Origin of the sequence: Terribacillus saccharophilus, from assembly GCF_000725365.1 — a bacterium.
GTDB classification, from domain to species: Bacteria; Bacillota; Bacilli; order Bacillales; family Amphibacillaceae; genus Terribacillus; species Terribacillus saccharophilus.
Map to the genome: position 1 here is coordinate 1,053,624 of NZ_CP008876.1, position 16,945 is coordinate 1,070,568.

19 protein-coding genes and 1 riboswitch are annotated in these 16,945 nt (G+C 42.5%); of the genes, 16 read left to right on the forward strand and 3 right to left on the reverse strand.

The window, feature by feature from the left end:
• The first annotated feature begins 8 nt into the window (after nt 1–8).
• The 4 genes from GZ22_RS05400 to GZ22_RS05415 all read left to right on the forward strand — a co-directional run bounded on the left by GZ22_RS05400 (nt 9) and on the right by GZ22_RS05415 (nt 4,291).
• Nucleotides 9–1,028 carry an ABC transporter substrate-binding protein gene (locus tag GZ22_RS05400; protein WP_038559589.1) on the forward strand — a complete coding sequence of 340 codons (1,020 nt, stop codon included), beginning with the start codon at nt 9–11 and terminating at the stop codon, nt 1,026–1,028.
• Nucleotides 1,029–1,046: 18 nt separating this feature from the next.
• Nucleotides 1,047–2,753 carry an ABC transporter permease gene (locus tag GZ22_RS05405; RefSeq protein ID WP_084160657.1) on the forward strand — a complete coding sequence of 569 codons (1,707 nt, stop codon included), beginning with the start codon at nt 1,047–1,049 and terminating at the stop codon, nt 2,751–2,753.
• The gene (locus GZ22_RS05410; RefSeq protein ID WP_051748066.1) at nt 2,750–3,829 is read left to right on the forward strand and encodes an ABC transporter ATP-binding protein; all 1,080 of its coding nucleotides are present in this window, start codon (nt 2,750–2,752) and stop codon (nt 3,827–3,829) included. The genes GZ22_RS05405 and GZ22_RS05410 overlap by 4 nt, the downstream gene beginning before the upstream one ends.
• Nucleotides 3,830–3,931: 102 nt before the next feature.
• Entirely contained in the window at nt 3,932–4,291 is a 360-nt protein-coding gene (locus GZ22_RS05415) for a DUF2513 domain-containing protein (protein ID WP_281176683.1), read from the forward strand.
• A gap of 467 nt (nt 4,292–4,758) precedes the next feature.
• On the opposite strand, the gene GZ22_RS18375 is transcribed toward GZ22_RS05415, so the two are convergent.
• Nucleotides 4,759–4,908, reverse strand: a complete 150-nt coding sequence (locus GZ22_RS18375; RefSeq protein ID WP_099046358.1) for a DUF4021 domain-containing protein — start codon at nt 4,906–4,908, stop codon at nt 4,759–4,761.
• Between the two features lie 75 nt (nt 4,909–4,983).
• Nucleotides 4,984–5,256, reverse strand: coding sequence for a hypothetical protein (locus tag GZ22_RS05420; protein WP_051748068.1), 273 nt, complete (start codon nt 5,254–5,256; stop codon nt 4,984–4,986).
• Nucleotides 5,257–5,623: 367 nt separating this feature from the next.
• Here GZ22_RS05420 and GZ22_RS17985 point away from each other — a divergent pair, with 367 nt between their 5' ends.
• From GZ22_RS17985 to GZ22_RS05445, 5 genes are all read left to right on the forward strand, one after another.
• Nucleotides 5,624–6,097 carry a cell wall hydrolase gene (locus GZ22_RS17985; RefSeq protein ID WP_164072042.1) on the forward strand — a complete coding sequence of 158 codons (474 nt, stop codon included), beginning with the start codon at nt 5,624–5,626 and terminating at the stop codon, nt 6,095–6,097.
• Between the two features lie 187 nt (nt 6,098–6,284).
• Nucleotides 6,285–7,109 carry an SDR family oxidoreductase gene (locus GZ22_RS05430; protein ID WP_038559600.1) on the forward strand — a complete coding sequence of 275 codons (825 nt, stop codon included), beginning with the start codon at nt 6,285–6,287 and terminating at the stop codon, nt 7,107–7,109.
• Between the two features lie 120 nt (nt 7,110–7,229).
• Nucleotides 7,230–7,685: a MarR family winged helix-turn-helix transcriptional regulator gene (locus GZ22_RS05435; protein ID WP_038559603.1), complete on the forward strand. Its 456-nt coding sequence runs from the start codon at nt 7,230–7,232 to the stop codon at nt 7,683–7,685.
• Nucleotides 7,682–8,326: a nitroreductase family protein gene (locus tag GZ22_RS05440; RefSeq protein WP_038559604.1), complete on the forward strand. Its 645-nt coding sequence runs from the start codon at nt 7,682–7,684 to the stop codon at nt 8,324–8,326. Before GZ22_RS05435 ends, GZ22_RS05440 begins: the two co-directional genes overlap by 4 nt.
• A 13-nt stretch (nt 8,327–8,339) precedes the next feature.
• A complete protein-coding gene (locus tag GZ22_RS05445; RefSeq protein ID WP_038559607.1) occupies nt 8,340–8,633 on the forward strand; it encodes a putative quinol monooxygenase in 294 nt (97 codons plus the stop codon).
• Nucleotides 8,634–8,845: 212 nt separating this feature from the next.
• On the opposite strand, the gene GZ22_RS05450 is transcribed toward GZ22_RS05445, so the two are convergent.
• Nucleotides 8,846–9,619 carry an arylamine N-acetyltransferase family protein gene (locus tag GZ22_RS05450; protein WP_038559610.1) on the reverse strand — a complete coding sequence of 258 codons (774 nt, stop codon included), beginning with the start codon at nt 9,617–9,619 and terminating at the stop codon, nt 8,846–8,848.
• 94 nt (nt 9,620–9,713) lie between these two features.
• A riboswitch (guanidine-I (ykkC/yxkD leader) is annotated at nt 9,714–9,809 on the forward strand.
• Between the two features lie 38 nt (nt 9,810–9,847).
• On the opposite strand from GZ22_RS05450, the gene GZ22_RS05455 reads away from it, so the two are divergent.
• The 7 genes from GZ22_RS05455 to essB all read left to right on the forward strand — a co-directional run bounded on the left by GZ22_RS05455 (nt 9,848) and on the right by essB (nt 16,914).
• Nucleotides 9,848–10,186, forward strand: coding sequence for a DMT family transporter (locus GZ22_RS05455; RefSeq protein WP_038559613.1), 339 nt, complete (start codon nt 9,848–9,850; stop codon nt 10,184–10,186).
• Complete coding sequence (locus tag GZ22_RS05460) at nt 10,186–10,500, forward strand: DMT family transporter (RefSeq protein WP_038559616.1); 315 nt, start codon at nt 10,186–10,188, stop codon at nt 10,498–10,500. The genes GZ22_RS05455 and GZ22_RS05460 overlap by 1 nt, the downstream gene beginning before the upstream one ends.
• Before the next feature lie 359 nt (nt 10,501–10,859).
• Complete coding sequence (locus GZ22_RS05465) at nt 10,860–11,156, forward strand: WXG100 family type VII secretion target (RefSeq protein WP_038559619.1); 297 nt, start codon at nt 10,860–10,862, stop codon at nt 11,154–11,156.
• Between the two features lie 172 nt (nt 11,157–11,328).
• Entirely contained in the window at nt 11,329–14,865 is a 3,537-nt protein-coding gene (gene esaA, locus GZ22_RS05470) for a type VII secretion protein EsaA (RefSeq protein WP_038559621.1), read from the forward strand.
• A complete protein-coding gene (gene essA / locus GZ22_RS05475; RefSeq protein ID WP_038565697.1) occupies nt 14,840–15,337 on the forward strand; it encodes a type VII secretion protein EssA in 498 nt (165 codons plus the stop codon). The genes esaA and essA overlap by 26 nt, the downstream gene beginning before the upstream one ends.
• Before the next feature lie 10 nt (nt 15,338–15,347).
• Entirely contained in the window at nt 15,348–15,602 is a 255-nt protein-coding gene (locus GZ22_RS05480) for an EsaB/YukD family protein (protein WP_038559624.1), read from the forward strand.
• 43 nt (nt 15,603–15,645) lie between these two features.
• Entirely contained in the window at nt 15,646–16,914 is a 1,269-nt protein-coding gene (gene essB, locus GZ22_RS05485) for a type VII secretion protein EssB (protein ID WP_038559627.1), read from the forward strand.
• The last annotated feature ends 31 nt before the right edge of the window (nt 16,915–16,945 follow it).

The window sequence follows — 16,945 nt, forward strand, 5'->3', positions numbered from 1 at the left end:
AGATTGGGATGAAAAGAAAATGGATGGCAGGTATCGTGGGCACTGCATTGTTTGCACTAACAGCATGCGGACAAGAGGACGCTGAAACCAGTGCAAATGCTTCAGACGGAGAAATTGCCGGTACGCTCAGCTTCTATACATCCCAGCCGGATGCTGATGCTCAGAAATTGGTAGAGGGCTTTGAAAAACGCTACCCGGAAGTCGAAGTGGAAACCTACCGTTCTGGTACTGAAGAGGTAATATCCAAGCTGAATGCGGAGAAAATGGCGGGTGATGTGCAAGCAGACGTCCTGCTCGTGGCAGACAGTGTGACATTTGAGGATCTGAAAGAACAGGATATGCTGCAGGCCTATGAGTCAGGAGAATTGGATGCCGTCCCGGATGAATTCGAAGATGCAGATCATTATTATACAGGTACGAAAATCATGGCGACAGGAATCGTAGCCAATACCGATGCAGGTGATGTACCAACTAGCTGGAGTGCATTGACTGAAGCTGATGCAAAGGCTCAAACAGTCATGCCTAGTCCGCTGTACTCTGGTGCTGCCGCATATAATCTTGGTGTATTGACCAGACAGGATGATTTTGGATGGGAATTCTATGAAAAGCTCAAGAATCAGGAAACATCAGTTGTAAAAGGAAATGGTGATGTACTCAAATCGGTTGCTTCAGGTGACAAGCAGTATGGTGTGATAGTTGACTATCTTGCTGCCAGGGCAAAGACGGATGGATCTCCAGTTGAGCTCGTTTATCCAGAAGAGGGTGTACCTGTCATTACTGAACCGATCGGGATCACGAAGGATACCGATAATAGTGCAGCAGCAGAAGCATTCGTAGATTATGTTTTATCTGAGGAAGGGCAAAAGCTAGCAGCGGAGCTGGGATATACTCCGATACGGGATGGAATCGATGCGCCAGAAGGTTTGAAGACATACGATGAAATGAAAGTGTTACAGGCCGATACTGAGGCACTGTATACATCTCGTAATAAAGACAAACAGCAATTCGAGGACATGTTCGGTAAATAAGCAAAAGGAGGGCAACCCATGCAACTAACCATGAAATCAAGGCAGCTGGATAAAGGCAGGCATATCGCCCTCCGCAAGCTTCCAGCTTTAGTCGGAACGCTGATTCTTTTCTTCTTTTTCCTATTGCCGATTCTCAGGCTGCTTCTAATGAGTTTCACCTCTGGAGAGACTATCTCTTTCGGTGCTTATTCAGAGGTGCTCAAGGAGTCTGTTACGTGGAGAACACTTTGGAACACAATTTATATTGTCCTTGGCAGTACTGTCTTGTCCGTGATTCTTGGCTTAATGATGGCTGCCATCATGGCATATACGGATGTTCGTGGTAAGTCTGCTATGCAGTTGTTCATCTATTTGCCTTTTATCATTCCGTCGTATATTACGACACTCGCTTGGGTGCAGTTTTTCAGCAGTTCCGGTCCGCTTAAAGGATTGCCTGATTGGCTTATTCCTAATTTATACAGTGTCGGCGGTATCATATTTGTACTTGGTATTTCACATTACCCGCTTGTCTATTTGATGACAGTACAAGTGTTCCGCAGAATTCCACGTGATGCAGAACTGGCTGCGATGGTGGCAGGAGCATCACGTATCACAAGCTGGAGAAAAGTGATTTTGCCGATGGCATTGCCGGGTATATGCAGCGGGGCACTGCTTGCTTTCTTATCTAATCTGGATAATTTCGGTGTGCCAGCTTTTCTTGGGATACCGGCAAACATTCGGGTACTGAGTACATACATCTATGAGCAAGTCATTGGATATGGGCCGAGTGCCTTCAGTCGGGCAGCTGTTCTTTCTGTGTTGCTTGGTATCGTTGCTGTTGCTGCTACGCTGATACAAGTATGGCTTTTAAGAAGAAGCAAGGTTACAGAAACAACTGTGCCAGATAATGAGCCACGCATCCAGCTGCCATCAAGTCAGCGGAGGATTCTGCAGACAGTTCTCTGGATTTTTCTGTTAGGTACAAGCCTTGTGCCATTCTTGGCAATGGGTACAGTCAGTCTCGTTCGGGCATATGGTATCGATTTGACATGGGAGAATTTATCCTTTGAAAATTATCGCTATATTTTATTTGAGGATGAAAAGGTGATTCGATCGTTAGGTAATAGTCTTTTATTAGGGCTCATCACCGCGATTGTATGTCTTGTTTTCGGCACTTTATTTGCTTATTACCGCTCTTACAAACAAGGTAGATTTCCGAAGGTATTAGAAGCGATTATTACGATGCCTTACGCACTTCCTGGAACAGTATTGGCGCTGTGCATCATTTTGATGTGGATGCAGCCATTGCCGGGCTGGTATCCAGGTGTATATGGCACACCTGCTATTCTTTTGATTGCTTATATTACGCGATTCTTTGTTCTGCAATTCCGGGGCAGTTATACTGCTTTCTCGCAGCTGGACGCTCGGATGGAGGAGGCTGCGCGGACGAATGGTGCTAATCTTTTTACAAGATGGAAACAAATTCTGCTGCCGCTTATTCTGCCGGGAGTTCTAAGTGGTGCGTTACTTGTTTTCCTAACTTCGCTGACAGAGCTGACTGTCTCCAGTATGCTTTGGTCCAGCGGTGCCGAGACAGTCGGAGTAATTATTTTCAGTTTTGAACAAGCTGGTTACAGCACGTACTCGACAGCTTTCTCATCAGTGATTGTCTTGGCAATTCTTCTCGGAGGACTTACATATCTCATTGTGCAGCGCAAAGGCAAACAAAGGGGGAGTAAAGCATGATTACATTGCAGGGATTAGAAAAACATTACGGGAAAACTGCAGCACTAAGTCAGGTAGATTTGACGATTCAAAAAGGCGAGTTCCTCGCTATTCTTGGTCCGTCTGGCTGCGGAAAAACAACATTGCTGCGAATGCTTGCTGGTTTCATGAAGCCCACTGCTGGAACAATACGATTTGGCGATACGGAAGTAGCTAATTCTAAGCATAGCAGCAAGCCGGAAAATCGTAATATAGGCATGGTTTTTCAATCTTTTGCCCTTTGGCCTCATATGACGGTAGAGGAACATATCCGCTTTGCTTTGAAAAATCATCGTTTTTCACAGAAACGAACGGCTGAAGAACAAGCAGCAAGAATAACGGAGGTGTTGCAGCTTGTCGGGATGGAAGCTTTTCGAGAGAGATATCCTGCAGCATTATCAGGTGGACAGCAGCAGCGTGTAGCATTAGCGAGGGCAATAGCACCGGAAACGGATATTCTGCTCATGGATGAACCTTTAAGTGCTTTAGATGCAGAATTGCGTATCAGTATGCGAAAGGAAATCAAGCAGATCCATAAAAAGCTCGGTGCCACTATCATTTATGTTACACATGATCAAGGAGAGGCGCTGGCAATGGCTGATCGAGTGCTTGTCATGCAGCAGGGTCAGATTGAACAAGCTGATACTCCAGAAACCATCTATCAGAATCCAAAAACTCCTTTTGTGGCTACATTTGTTGGAAAGGCAAATTTAGTAGAAGGCACATGGAATGGCAATCATTTTATTCCTGCAGGCAGTCAGTTAAGCTGGCAGGATAATGGTGTATCAGTACAGCTGAAACAAAAGCAGCTCTTCCCTGTCAGACCGGAGGAATGGCAGCTGTTACCGGCAGATGCAGACGGGTTAAAAGGAGAAGTTATCATAAGCCAGTTCCAAGGAACAGAAAGACATTATGTGATTCGAACAAATAGTCAGGATTATCAAGCATCTCTTCCGATTGCTGCTCCAGCATGGCGTGAAGGGGAGTTGGTATCATTGCAGGTAAGAGGAAGAGAGACACAATATACGACAGATGAAATACTTTTAGAGCTACGATAATAGTGAAAAAAGACTTCTATGTATAGGGAGTCTTTTTTTCTTGAAGGAAAATCGATTCAAAGACAGAAATAATGGATAGAGGTGATGCTATTGAAACGGGATATGTCTCTTATCAGGAGTCTCTTATTGGATATTGAAGCAGAATTCACTGAGGGAGGTTTCGCACTGGAAGTAACAGAGGAAGATGAGTATTCCGAGGAAGAAATGAATTATCACCTGCAGCTGATGAAAGAAGCAAAGTTAATAAAGTTAGACATTGTTTTAGATGAGGAAGAGGAAGAAGAGGAACTGCTCATTTATGGTCTGACATGGGAAGGACATGAACTGCTGGACAGCATCAGGGAAGAGGAAGTGTGGCAGCAGCTGCTCGTGAAGCTTAAAAGGGAGAAAGGCAGTATGCCATTTTCAGTATTACGTAAACAGGCAGCCAAAGCGGCAGAAGCATATTATGCTTCGGAATAAAGCTAACAACTCATCTGGCGGAACGTTGAATTCATAGTAGCTGTTCTCCGCAACGAGGCCGGCAAATAAAAAATTACTCCTTAGATGAAATTTTTGTAAAAAAGAAGTTTTAACATGCAGTCAACTTGGCAAAACAGAAGTATCAAGAATATGGGAGGGTTGGGTATGCTCTGCATCTTTTCCGCTGCGAGGGACAAGTTCCGGGAAGACTACCAAAAACAGCAGCAGACGGCTAAGCAAGGCGCTAAGACTGATACTGTCGCTAAGAAATAAGAAAGAACTGCGCACTTATAAAAAGCGGATGCTAAGTAAAGACTATTGTTAAAAAGCAAAAGAGGTGCAGGCAGGTGCGCAGTCGGTCTACATTTATTAAAGGGTTCATGCTAGGGATTGTCATTGCTCTGGCAGTATGGTTCGTCGTGACTTATATAGCTTCCAAATTTATCTAATATAAGAAAACACAGCTTTTAAAGCTGTGTTTTCTTTTGCTTGTGGGCGTTGTTTTCATATTCAGTCTCTGGATGTCCGTAATCACCATTCATTACTTGCTCATCCTGATCCAAACCAATCGCTTCTGCGGATTCATCACGCTGATTCGATTTATCCTGTTTCTGCATCTATCCCACCTCCTGCCGATAGTGTGGCACTCCTGGCGGTAATTATGTAAGGACAGTCAAGCTGTCCCTCTATTTTCAACGCTGTTGAGTAGGATAGTAATAGTTGTTGTAAGGATAAGGTGTCGGATATGGATAAGGAACAGGATAAGGCACCGGGTAAGGAGCGTTATATCCATATTTATAACCATATCCAGGTCCGCTAATTAGTGCGCTGCCAAGAAGACCTCCAGCAAGTCCGCCGATGAATGGTATAAAAGCGAATCCGAAGCGCTGATCCTCTTGATTCGTTCTATAGTCTGTCGTATAAGTTGTTTGTCCATATGGATGCGAATAGTGCGTGTAGCTCATAATCATTCCTCCTGTCCCTTTACTGTATGCACAGCAGTCTAGGGAAGGGTGGGCAAGTATCATGGCGAAAGAGAAAAGATTTCCAAGCTAGAAACTCATTGGCAGGACTAGTTTTGCGGACAGGAACATACTCTATTAAAGACATCTTCATGTTTGTTAAACAAGGTGACTGGGTAATAAGCGTTATGGACTGATTATGCACATACATAACGAAGAAAAGGACTTGATTATGCAGAAACTTCTTACGCTTTTTTTATTGACTTTCTTTTTTGTCAGTAACCTATGTCTGGTTTTATACCTGCCATTAAAGGATCTGAAACAGAATGTCTACCCTGCAAGAGTTTATGCGGATGAAAGAACCCAGCCTATGTTATCAGATAAAGATACACATTCGGTAAACGGGCCAGCCGCCATAGTTTTAACCGATAGAGATGACCGAACAATGGATTTGGCAAAAGCAAAAATCGAGCAAAAACAATATACAACAGAGGAAATAGAGCTGCTCCAAAAATTGGTTCAAGCGGAGACGAGTGGAGAAGACTATCCAGGCAAGGTGGCAGTGGCCACTGTTGTACTTAATCGTATCGAAAGTGATGAGTTCCCTGATACTATCCATGATGTGATTATGCAGAAGGGTCAGTTTCAGCCAGTAGGCTCAGGTGTCATCTGGAAAAGTGAACCGACGGATGAAACGGTACAAGCTGTGGCTGATGCATTGGTACAAAAAGACAACATGCAGGATATCGTTTGGTTTATGAATCCGGAAACAGCTACTACAAACTGGATAGCGGAAACACAAGAGCACGTGGAGCAAATTGGCAATCATGTATTTTACCGATAATACGCTCGGATTCATTAACTAATATTGACGAACTTAAAAGTGATTTTTAACTGTGCTTGACCTAGCTTCTAACTGAAAACCTAAAAACTGAAGATCATCAATACTTGCTGCTATCACTAAAAGTATGTTTTACATTACCTTTGACCGGTAAAACATTAGGGAAGCATACCTGAAGGAGTTGTTAGCATTGGGGAAATTAGATAATCGTATTACAGTCGTGACTGGTGGTGCTACCGGTATCGGACGAGCAACTGCATCTTTATTTGCAGAAGAAGGAGCTACTGTACTAGTAGCCGATATCAAGAAAGACGAGATGACAGATTTGGTAGAAGCGATTCAATCGGCTGGAGGAAAAGCTGAAGCCTATGAGATAGATGTTTCTGACGAAGATAGTGTGAAGCAATTTGCTGATCAGGTGAAGAATTCATATGGGAAAGTAGATGTGCTCTTTAATAATGCCGGTATCGATCAGGAAGGCGGCAAAGTACATGAATATCCAATTGAATTATTCGACAGCATCCAAAAGACAGATTTGCGTGGAACATTCCTTATGAGCAAATTCCTTATTCCGCTTATGCTAGATAATGGGAAAGGCGCTATTGTAAACAATGCGTCTATGAGCGGCAGTTTCGCAGATCTCGACAGATCTGGCTATAATGCAGCCAAAGGTGGCATCATAAACTTCACAAAAGCAACAGCCATTGATTATGGCAGACAAGGAATCCGAGCAAACTCTGTTTCTCCAGGTACAATTGAAACACCTCTAATTGATGAGTTGTCAGGATCGAAAGAAGAAGAACAGGGGAAAGCATTCCGTGAATCAAATAAATGGCTTGCACCGATGGGCCGGCTTGGGGCTCCGGACGAAATTGCCAAGGCCGTTTTGTTCCTTGTATCAGATGATAGCTCCTATATCACAGGTCAGGACTTGATTGTTGATGGAGGACTAACAGCATACACATGGCCAGGTAAAATGGTGATGGACGGCAGCTGGAAAGAAACGACGCAATAAGAGTGGGGGAAGCCCCGCTCTTTTTTTATTGGAGCAAGAGGATTGACAATATAATTGCTTCGATATATTATTGACCTATCAACTATTGATGTATCAACTAATTAGAAAGAGGTTATGCCGATGACTGCTTGTTCCGTCCGACTGCAGATTTTCCTACAGTTGCAGGCTGTAAATAAAGAGCTCTGCTCTAAGTTCGAGGCATGCTTAGGAGCCAGTCCTTCTCGTGTGGAGATTCTCCATTATTTACTACAGCATGAGGAAGTGACTCAATCAGCATTGCAAAAAGAAGTTAATATCGATGCTGCCGCTGTTACAAGACATTTAAAACAGCTTGAAGCTGCCGGTACGATTGTACGCTATAAGAAGGCAGAAGATCAGCGAGCTACTTGGGTGAAGCTGGAGGATGAAGCAAAGCGTCATATCGAGCAATCCTATCAAGAGAAAAGCCAATTTGTGAAAGAGACTTTAGCTGGCTTTTCGGAAGCAGAGTTAGAACAATTCTTGCAAATGCTGAGCAAAGTCAGTGAAAATGTCTCTCGCGTCACGAAGATTGAGCTAGGAGGAGAAGACATATGAACGAAACACCACTATATAATAAAGAAGCGTTCCTGCAAATCGTTCAGGATCGCCGTTCCATCCGTACGTATGATGAAAACGTAAAAATCAGCAAGGAAGAAATGAGCGAAATGCTGTCAGCAGCAACAAAGGCGCCATCTTCCGTCAATTTGCAGCCGTGGCGATTTGTTGTTATTGAAAGTCCGGAAGCTAAAGCTAAGCTTGCACCGCTTGCTAGATTCAATCAGCAGCAAGTGAAAACTTCTTCTGCAGTAATCGCTGTTTTTGCTGATATGAATAATCTTGATTATCTGGAAGAAATCTATGGAAAAGCGGTAGAGAATGGTCTAATGCCGCAGGAAGTCAAAGATCAGCAAGTTGTTTCTATCCGCAAATTGCTTTCCGGAATTTCAGAACAAGGGAACCGAGAAACAATCTTGATCGATGGCGGTTTAGTATCCATGCAGATGATGCTAACTGCGAAGGCATATGGTTATGATACAAATCCGATTGGCGGATTTGAGAAAGATCAAATTGCAGAAGCATTCGATTTGGATAAAGACCGTTATGTTCCAGTCATGCTGCTTTCTATCGGGAAAGCAGCAGATGCAGGCTACAAATCCTACCGGATGCCGGTAGAACAAATTACAGAATGGAAATAAGGAGAGATAAACTATGATTATTATCCACGCTAGAATGACAGTTAAACCAGAGAAAAGAGAAGAATTTCTTCAAGAAATCGAAGCAGTTATGGACGGAAGCCGAGCTGAATCAGGTAATAACAGCTACGACCTATTCCAAGATCCAAAAGATGCTAACAGCTTTGTAATGGTGGAAAATTGGAAGGACATGGAGGCTGTTCAAGCACATAATACAAGCAGCCACTTCCAAAAATTCATTGCATCTGCTAAGGAAATGCTTAGTGCGCCACTAGCAGCGGATGTTTATCAAGGTGAGAAATTAAATTAATTGAAAGGGATGACCATGATGGTCATCCCTTTTCTTTTGTGTATAGTTTTAATGGGAATATTCGTTCATAAAATTCGATTGGTCCTGCTTCGGAGATGAGAAATTCTCGGAAGCCATTTTTATTTACATCATGAAGAGCAGATAGTACGAGAGAGCGGCCATAATTAGAATCTCTGCAGTCTTTCCGGACTCCCATATAAAAGAGGCCGCATTTATTGCGGCCCCTGCATTTCAAATTTAGTTTGTAATAACATTTTATATTCTTCCTCGTCAATCGCTTGCTTTACAGGGACATCGTTGTGCCATTTCGTAAAAGAAGAAGGAGTTAGAATGTAAAGTCCATCTGCAGTCCTTTTGGTAAGCAGTGGAGACTTATTAAAAGGAGAAGCAGAATGTGTCTCGATAATCAGCTGCATTTGTTCCAGTTCGGTTACGTTAGTTATCCGGTTATTTTCCGTAAAACTATATCCTGTACGCCAATCGTTGTCTCTGCCTGCTAATTTTAATTCCAGCATATAACCTTTCTCAGCAGGCTTTATGCGGAATTGGCCGTTATCAGTTGTCATAACTTCTCCTGATAAAGGTAGGGGGGCAAGCGGTATATTAGCTCCAAATCCGGCATCCACAATATATTCGTCCCCATGATGCTTCAAAAGGATAGTAACATGGGTATCACCAGTAACGCTCCAGTCATTCGCCTGCTGATCGTAAATACGGGCAGATAATAAGGTGACATCGAATCCACATTCTTCTAAGAAATGATAAAGAAGTGTATTAAGTTCATAACAAACGCCGCCTTCGCTGCGGATTAGAATTTTTTCCTGCAGACCTTCTTTTGATAAAAGGCTCTCATTTTTATCGATAATTCGCAGGTTTTCAAATGGAATGGCCTGAGCGAAATGTTGTAATAGCATAGGCAGTGTAACAAAGGTCACTTCGCTGTCCATATTGATTCGCTGTTGAAATAGTGTTTTAAAAGATTGCATCGTAATTCCTCCTGACTTAGTTAGTATAAATACTTTGTCTCACAATTGCTTGCACTATGCTTTCATCTCCTTTATAATGACCAGATGAATATGGCAGATAGTTTTCTAGGGTTCCGCAGTTTACACTGGTCTGGTCCGAGAGAAAACGCACAGCATTGCTGTGACACGGAAGGATAAAAGCCTGGGAGATTTCTATCTCCCAGGCTTTTTTGATTGGAGGAAATAATCATGACAAAACAGTGGCTTAGCGTCGTGCTGGCCGGTCTGATTGAAGTTTTATGGGTTATCGGGCTAAAGCACGCGAATAACACACTTGAATGGGCAGGTACGATCATATGTATTTTGCTTAGCTTTTATTTAATGCTGCAGGCAAGCAAGCATATGCCTGTCGGAACCGTATATGCGGTATTCGTCGGTATCGGATCGACGGGTACCGTTATTGTGGATATGTTATTTTTCGGTGAACCTTTCAAACTAGCAAAGGTCGCATTGATTGCCGTTCTTTTATTAGGTGTTATTGGTCTTAAGCTCGTAACGGGAGACAAACAGACGGAGGAGGGTGCTTGATGGCTTGGATTGTGCTTATCATCGCAGGCATGTTTGAAGTGCTTGGTGTGACAATGATCAACAAACTTAATGAAAAGCCTAGCTTCAAGAACATCAGCATATTCATTCTCGGATTCGCGGGAAGCTTTGGCTGCTTATCCTATAGCATGTCGTACCTTCCTATGGGGACTGCTTATGCTATTTGGACTGGTATAGGAACTGCCGGAGGAGCTATCGTCGGGATGCTTTTCTTCCAGGAATCGAAAGATTGGAAGAGACTTGTTTGTATTGCGATGATACTGGCTTCGGCTGTTGGCTTAAAATTAATCGCTTAAAAGCAGGAGCATGTGGAGACACATGCTCTTTTTTATTTATTTGTAATTGGTATGCACTTGCATTATTTGTGTTAAATAATTGTAAAATCCTTTCAGTCTATAATTCGGGCCAATTTTACACAATACCTCAAATTACCAGTTTATAAGACTTTTATAATGGTACTAAATTATTTCTTTTCATAAACCGGGATATAAGCCTATTGGATTTCGGGACTTAACGCTTAATTTCTGGAAATCGTTTCATACTCCGTTGACTTTAATTTTTCCTTTCTTTAGGATTTATTTTAGAAGGTATTGGGTATACATTTATTGGAATCGTTACAACCTTCTGTAAATCAATTAAATGAGGAGCTGAGCAAATGTCGGGACAAATTCGCATGACCCCGGAGCAGTTACAAAGCCACGCAAAGAGATATCGTAATAGTTCTGAACAGATCGACTCAATTCTAAGCGATCTTAATGCTTTACAAGTACAACTTCGTTCAGAGTGGGAAGGTAGAGCTTTCGATCGCTTTGATGAACAATTCATACAGCTGCAACCTAAAGTTCAGGAGTTCTCTCAGCTTATGCTTGATATCCAACTACAGCTTGAGAAAACAGCTCAAGCAGTACAAGATCAAGACCAAGCACTATCACAAAACTTCGGATTCAGATAAGCACCCTTTTGGCTGCTGTTTGACCGTCGCATGAAACGACAGGGTGGGCTGCATGACGCATGCGTTATGTAGCCCAATTACTGTAAAAAAATATGTGCTTTTGCCATGCATATTCTTTTAATCCTTACAACACATAATCTATAAACTGGAGACACCAGGAGTTGATAATACATTGAAAAAGTTTGATAAAAGATGGATTTTATTTTTAGTACTTATCGTACTGTTAGCGTCTGGTTTATCTTACTTAACCTTGCATCAGGAAACGACGAAGACAGCGGAACAGCCGAAAACACAAAATATGTCGGTTGCACTTGTCAATGAAGACCAAGGCTCTACTTTTAATGGTACTGATTTAGCCTTCGGTGATGCCTTTGTCAGCTCGGTTAGTGAGAATGAAAATCACGAGTGGTTCGTCGTAAGTCGGGGAGTTGCGGAAAGCGGCTTGAAGAATAATACATACGATATGATGATCGTAATTCCCAACGACTTTTCGGAGAAATCGCTCAATATAACAGCAGAGGCACCTGAACAAGTAGTGCTTCAGTACAAGATAAATGCATCCGAAAATCCTCGTTTAAAAGAAGAGGCGGAGAAAACAGCAAGTGATATCCTGAATGATTTTAACAGAAGAGTTATCGATGTGTATTTTGCCAGCATCATTGGAAATCTGCAGAATGCACAGGATAGCATCGGTCAGATGGTCAACCGTCAAGCGGCATATACGAATTCTTATAACTCAAATGTGTTCCAGCCATTATCTGGCTACACTGATCAATTCGGTATGGTAAGAGAAAATACAGAAGTGTCTAAGGATAGCTTTACAAGTTTCGGTGAGCTTTTGGCATCATATGAAGAACAGCTTGTTGATGAAACTCAGCTTGGAGAAGGCTTCGTCAGCAATCTGGACGATGTGATGAATTTAAAAGAAACAAATAATACAGATCTAGTAAACTTCCAGGATCAAATGAACCAATTCAGTCAAGGTTTGACGGCAGGGGAAGTGGACCAGCGTCTAGATCAGCTAGCTGCAACGAATGAGGCAATTAACCGTCAATTCGCAGCAAGTCAGCAAGGTGTTGTTGATACGGTTATGGCTCGTCCTGCAACTTCCTTGAATACGACGAATATCTATAGTGGCTCTGTATCTCTACAGCAGCAGCTGCAGGATTCCTCTGAAAGAGTTGCAGCCCTTCAGCAGGATATTGACGCTTATCTTACGGAAAGCAATGAGCAATTCAGGGCTAAGGTTGGAGAGAGAATCAGGAGTACGATTGAAGAAGAACTTGATGAAGATCAGATGTTGAATATCAATAAGCTGTTTGAAGATCCTAATCAAGTTGCTCGAAACAGAATCAACCGTGCTATTGGTGAGCTGCCTTCTTTGAACACAGAAGATTTTCAAGGTGTGGGCTTGCCGGATAGTACTGTAAATGAGATTACTAATGTCATTCGAATGACAGAAAAATATCGGGAAAATAAGGGTGTGAGTATTGATCGGAACCCGTCTACAATCTTGAAAGATGAGTTTGACAGATTGAATGAGAAGCTTCGAGAAGGTATTCAGTTAACAGATACTGTAAACATTCCAGAAAATAAAAAAGAAGGCCAGTTATTTCGACTGCAAGTTCCAGAAGGTTTCACTATTAAACATCTGGGGATTCAGCTACCAGGTGAAGCGGAACAAGGATTTACTGATGCAATAAAGAACGGGGAAGTGAAATTACCAGCTAACCGTGAGGGCGAATTTAAAGTGAATCTTACCCTGCGGAAAGACGAGGGAAGCTTCGATGTTTACAAGCCGATTAATTGGAGCTGGACTCTGGAGCAGAAGGACCTGGGAGACGTAGATAAACCAGATGATTTGGCTTATAAGGCTACAAATGGAAATCTTCTTGCAACAATTCAAGTCAAAAATAACGGGAATCAGTCAGCTGAAGAAGATGCTGTCACCGAAGAAGATACACCCGTAGAAGACTTACCATCCAAAAATGGAGAGAATGATCAATCTTCTCCTGATGAAGGAAACGAGCCTAATGAAGATGAGACGGAAACCCCAGTAACCCCGCCAGAAAATGATCAGGATGAAAACCCAGGGGATGGAGGAACAGGTCAGCCAAGTGAACCTGGTGAAGATGAAGAACCAGGTGATTCCGAGGAACAGCCAGGCACTGACAAACCAGATGAAGATGACGAAGAAAAAGATGAACCAGAGAAGTTGTATATCAAAGACAACATCATCCAGCATCGAATCAGTACGCCCATAGAGGATTTGGATAATACGACGGAGACATTAATTCGTACAGTGACAAACTCAATTTCTGCTTATCAAGAACTTGGCTCACTATACGAGAGCTATTATGGTTTCGGATTGCATGGACTACCAGATAATTTTGGTTCTGCAAGCTTAAATGATTTGGCTACTAATAACTCCCTATTTTACTTATTCAACAAAAAAGACATCAAGGATCTTCTAGCAGATTACATGACAGGCCAAATCACCGGCAGCGTTACTGAACAGCTTCAAACACCGGCAGAAGCTTTCCGACAGCAAGTCGGTGACTATCAGTCGCGGGTACAGCAAGCTATTGCAGATGCTGATACATTAACTGGCCAAGTTGCTGCAACAACAGAGCAAGCAGCTGTCTTGAATGACAATGTGAATCAAACATTGGAAGATGTCACTGCGTGGCGTGATCAAGTGCTGGCACTTCTTGAGGGACAGACAGAGATTCAGACGAATGCACAGGGTGAACAGGAGGCAGTCCTAACATTGGGCAGTGAATTCCAGCCGCTTCTGATGTCGAGTCAATCATTAGCTGAGCAAGCACAAAGCAATACGAATACAGCTGATCAAGTTTATGAGACATTTGACAACATTGATACACAAGCGAGAGAGATTGAACAAAGCGGTACTGGGCTCGTGAGCGATGCGGAAACACTTGCTTCCAATCTGACAGACAAGCTGTCAGATGATCAGAACTTCACTGAGAATTTCACGGAAGTGTTAGCAAATAGCCGAGTTGGTGACAGGCAGAACGAAAATCTATATGATTTCCTTTCCAATCCTGTACAAACAAGCAATGAAGGTACGATTGCAGCTCAAAGCGAGACAGTCTTCACGCCATATTATCTTGTGTTGATTAGTTTCATTGTCGTTCTCTTCACAGCTTATGTCATCTCAACTTTGCATATGAGACGTAAACAGGATGATCAATTTGCGTCTGATACATCACTAATGGTACAGCATGCACCAATTACAATCATTACAGCCGGTATCGGGCTGCTGGAAGGTATTGTCATTGGAATTGTATCTAGCTACTATTTGCCAATTGACGATTTGAATAAGCTTCAATTGACTGCTGTCATGGCTCTCCTTATTACGGCAATGCTGTTGATAGCGACATACTTGTTAAGACAAATGAAAATGATTGGGATGTTCATCTTGTTGGCTATATTCAGTTTGTATCTGTTCTTTACAGATGCGATCGGGACAGCAAGCACAGCATTCCCGACAATTGAGAAGTTTTCTCCTCTGCAGTACATGGAAACATTTATGCTTCGTATTGTAGAAGGCTCGGTCAACTACGTTGTTGCGATCTTTGCACTGGTCATTGCAGCAGCTATTGGTGTCCTTGCCAACCTATTGGTCATTAGCCAATCGGATAAAGGAGTAGATAATGCCGATGACAACCAAACGGAAGCTGGTTGATTTGGCGTTCATATTCACAATTATTCTGCTGATACTTCTACCTATAGAGGTATCAGCAGAAGTTAATTCTGAGGAAAATGAACGCGGAAGTCTCCAGATGCAAATCGACCGAATACAAAAGGAAAAAGATGTTGGGGCAGATATCCGGGAAACAGAGAAGGAAAAAGTTTTCCCAGGACTGTTCAATGACGAAACAACCGATGATATTCAGCAAAAAGCTGAAGTGAAGAAGGAAGATGTTGAAGCATTGCAAGATAGTGTTTTTACACTTGATATCAACCAGCAAGCACCATTAGAGGAAGTCCAGGATAAATTATTTACCGCAGACTATACCTCGGAAGCGGCCAGTGGTCAGAAGGAAACAGATCAGACTGAGACGGACTCTGGAAACGGAGTACTTTACTTCCTAATCGGGATTGCGCTTGCGTTATGCATCGGATTATATATGATGATGCGAAAATTATTAGACTAGGAGAAACACGATGGCCAATACGAAACATATTAACGTCACGATGGACCTGCAATCTGTTAGTGGAGAAGGATCTGTCTATGACTTGCGTATTCCTACCCAACTAACGGTGAAGCAGCTGCTTCATCACGTGATGGATACATTGCATATTGAAACAACCCACATCCATTCCACGATTAAGATTGTGACCAAGCATCTTGTCCTGGCGGATGATGACTATCTAAGAGACTATCCAGTCACAGACGGCGATGTACTAGTAGTCTTGTAATTTATAGAGCCGTGTGTGCTAATTGTGAAGGAGCCAGCAAAACATGAATGAGAGAAAAATAGAATTGGATAACGCTACATATACCTTGCAGCAGGACAAACAAGCAATCCGGATAACAATGCCCAAATCCCAAACCACGGTTAAGGATATGCGGCAGCTGCATTTAATGGATCAACCTTCCGAACAGTTTGTGCCAATGGAGGTACAAGAAGAGGAAGATACTTTAGCATTCATCTACAACATCAATCCCAATCATAAAAAGTGGTCTGACATCCAAAAGCTGCGTCAGGATGATAAACTGCGCATTCTGAGTAATGTTGGCAAACTTGAACGCTTCCTTTCCAGCCGGATCACGTTTTTCCTTCATCCTGACAATCTCGTCTTTGATGAGAATCTGATGCCGCAAGTGATCCACCGCGGCGTCCGTGATATCGTACCCCCATTCGATATGCAGTCAGAGACATTCCTAAAACAATATAAATGCTTGAGCATCGCCATGTTCTCTAAGAAATATTCATTCGATCAGCTTTATCATGGCTCCCTTGAGAATGCAAATGAATCAGATTATGAGAAGAAAATCCAAAAGCTTGAAACGATTGAAGCTTTAAGACAATTCCTGCAAGAGAGCTATGCAAAAGAACAGAAAAAAACAGATAAGACAATGAGCTTCTTACCGACGAAACGTTTTAGATTATTTAAACGTTTATCCATCATCATGATCATCCTTAGTGTTTTGCTGGCTGCACCGCTTGTTTACTTAGCGCTGATTAAGGACCCTTTCCAAGATAAGCAATTGGAAGCGCACGGCGAGTTCCTGGCGAATAATTACAATGACGTCATTTCAACTTTGGCAGAAGAAGATCCGGAGAAGATGCCTAGCCAGACAAAATATACATTGGCGTACTCCTATATTCAGGTAGAAGCTTTATCTGACGAAGAAAAAGAATCAATTTTAAAGAATGTGACACTGAAAAGTGACCAGGATTATCTGCTTTATTGGATTTACAATGGCCGTGGTGAATTGGATACCTCCTTAGATAAAGCTAAATATATCGACGATCCACAGTTGATTATCTATGGCTTGATCAAGAAGATTGAACAAGTAAAGAACAATCCGGATCTATCTGGAACGGATCGAGATAGAGAAGTTGAAGATTTCCAAAATCAACTGGATAAAATGCTAGAAGAATATAATTTAGATCCTCTCGGTGAGGAATCAGAGACAGAGGCAGCCCCTGATCAGGAAGCTGCATCAGAGGAACAGCAGAACGCACAAGAAGAAAATAACGATGAGAATAAAGAAGAGAAATGATGTCTGTCTGCGATGGATGGAGTGCATAGAG

Excerpts from the sequence above, each read along its gene's own strand:
- GZ22_RS05400 (WP_038559589.1), top strand. The coding sequence starts at position 9 with ATGAAAAGAAAATGGATGGCAGGTATCGTGGGCACTGCATTGTTTGCA.
- GZ22_RS05405 (WP_084160657.1), top strand. The coding sequence starts at position 1,047 with ATGCAACTAACCATGAAATCAAGGCAGCTGGATAAAGGCAGGCATATC.
- GZ22_RS05410 (WP_051748066.1), top strand. The coding sequence starts at position 2,750 with ATGATTACATTGCAGGGATTAGAAAAACATTACGGGAAAACTGCAGCA.
- GZ22_RS05415 (WP_281176683.1), top strand. The coding sequence starts at position 3,932 with ATGTCTCTTATCAGGAGTCTCTTATTGGATATTGAAGCAGAATTCACT.
- GZ22_RS18375 (WP_099046358.1), bottom strand. The coding sequence starts at position 4,908 with ATGCAGAAACAGGATAAATCGAATCAGCGTGATGAATCCGCAGAAGCG.
- GZ22_RS05420 (WP_051748068.1), bottom strand. The coding sequence starts at position 5,256 with ATGAGCTACACGCACTATTCGCATCCATATGGACAAACAACTTATACG.
- GZ22_RS17985 (WP_164072042.1), top strand. The coding sequence starts at position 5,624 with ATGTTATCAGATAAAGATACACATTCGGTAAACGGGCCAGCCGCCATA.
- GZ22_RS05435 (WP_038559603.1), top strand. The coding sequence starts at position 7,230 with ATGACTGCTTGTTCCGTCCGACTGCAGATTTTCCTACAGTTGCAGGCT.
- GZ22_RS05440 (WP_038559604.1), top strand. The coding sequence starts at position 7,682 with ATGAACGAAACACCACTATATAATAAAGAAGCGTTCCTGCAAATCGTT.
- GZ22_RS05445 (WP_038559607.1), top strand. The coding sequence starts at position 8,340 with ATGATTATTATCCACGCTAGAATGACAGTTAAACCAGAGAAAAGAGAA.
- GZ22_RS05450 (WP_038559610.1), bottom strand. The coding sequence starts at position 9,619 with ATGCAATCTTTTAAAACACTATTTCAACAGCGAATCAATATGGACAGC.
- GZ22_RS05455 (WP_038559613.1), top strand. The coding sequence starts at position 9,848 with ATGACAAAACAGTGGCTTAGCGTCGTGCTGGCCGGTCTGATTGAAGTT.
- GZ22_RS05460 (WP_038559616.1), top strand. The coding sequence starts at position 10,186 with ATGGCTTGGATTGTGCTTATCATCGCAGGCATGTTTGAAGTGCTTGGT.
- GZ22_RS05465 (WP_038559619.1), top strand. The coding sequence starts at position 10,860 with ATGTCGGGACAAATTCGCATGACCCCGGAGCAGTTACAAAGCCACGCA.
- essA (WP_038565697.1), top strand. The coding sequence starts at position 14,840 with ATGACAACCAAACGGAAGCTGGTTGATTTGGCGTTCATATTCACAATT.
- GZ22_RS05480 (WP_038559624.1), top strand. The coding sequence starts at position 15,348 with ATGGCCAATACGAAACATATTAACGTCACGATGGACCTGCAATCTGTT.
- essB (WP_038559627.1), top strand. The coding sequence starts at position 15,646 with ATGAATGAGAGAAAAATAGAATTGGATAACGCTACATATACCTTGCAG.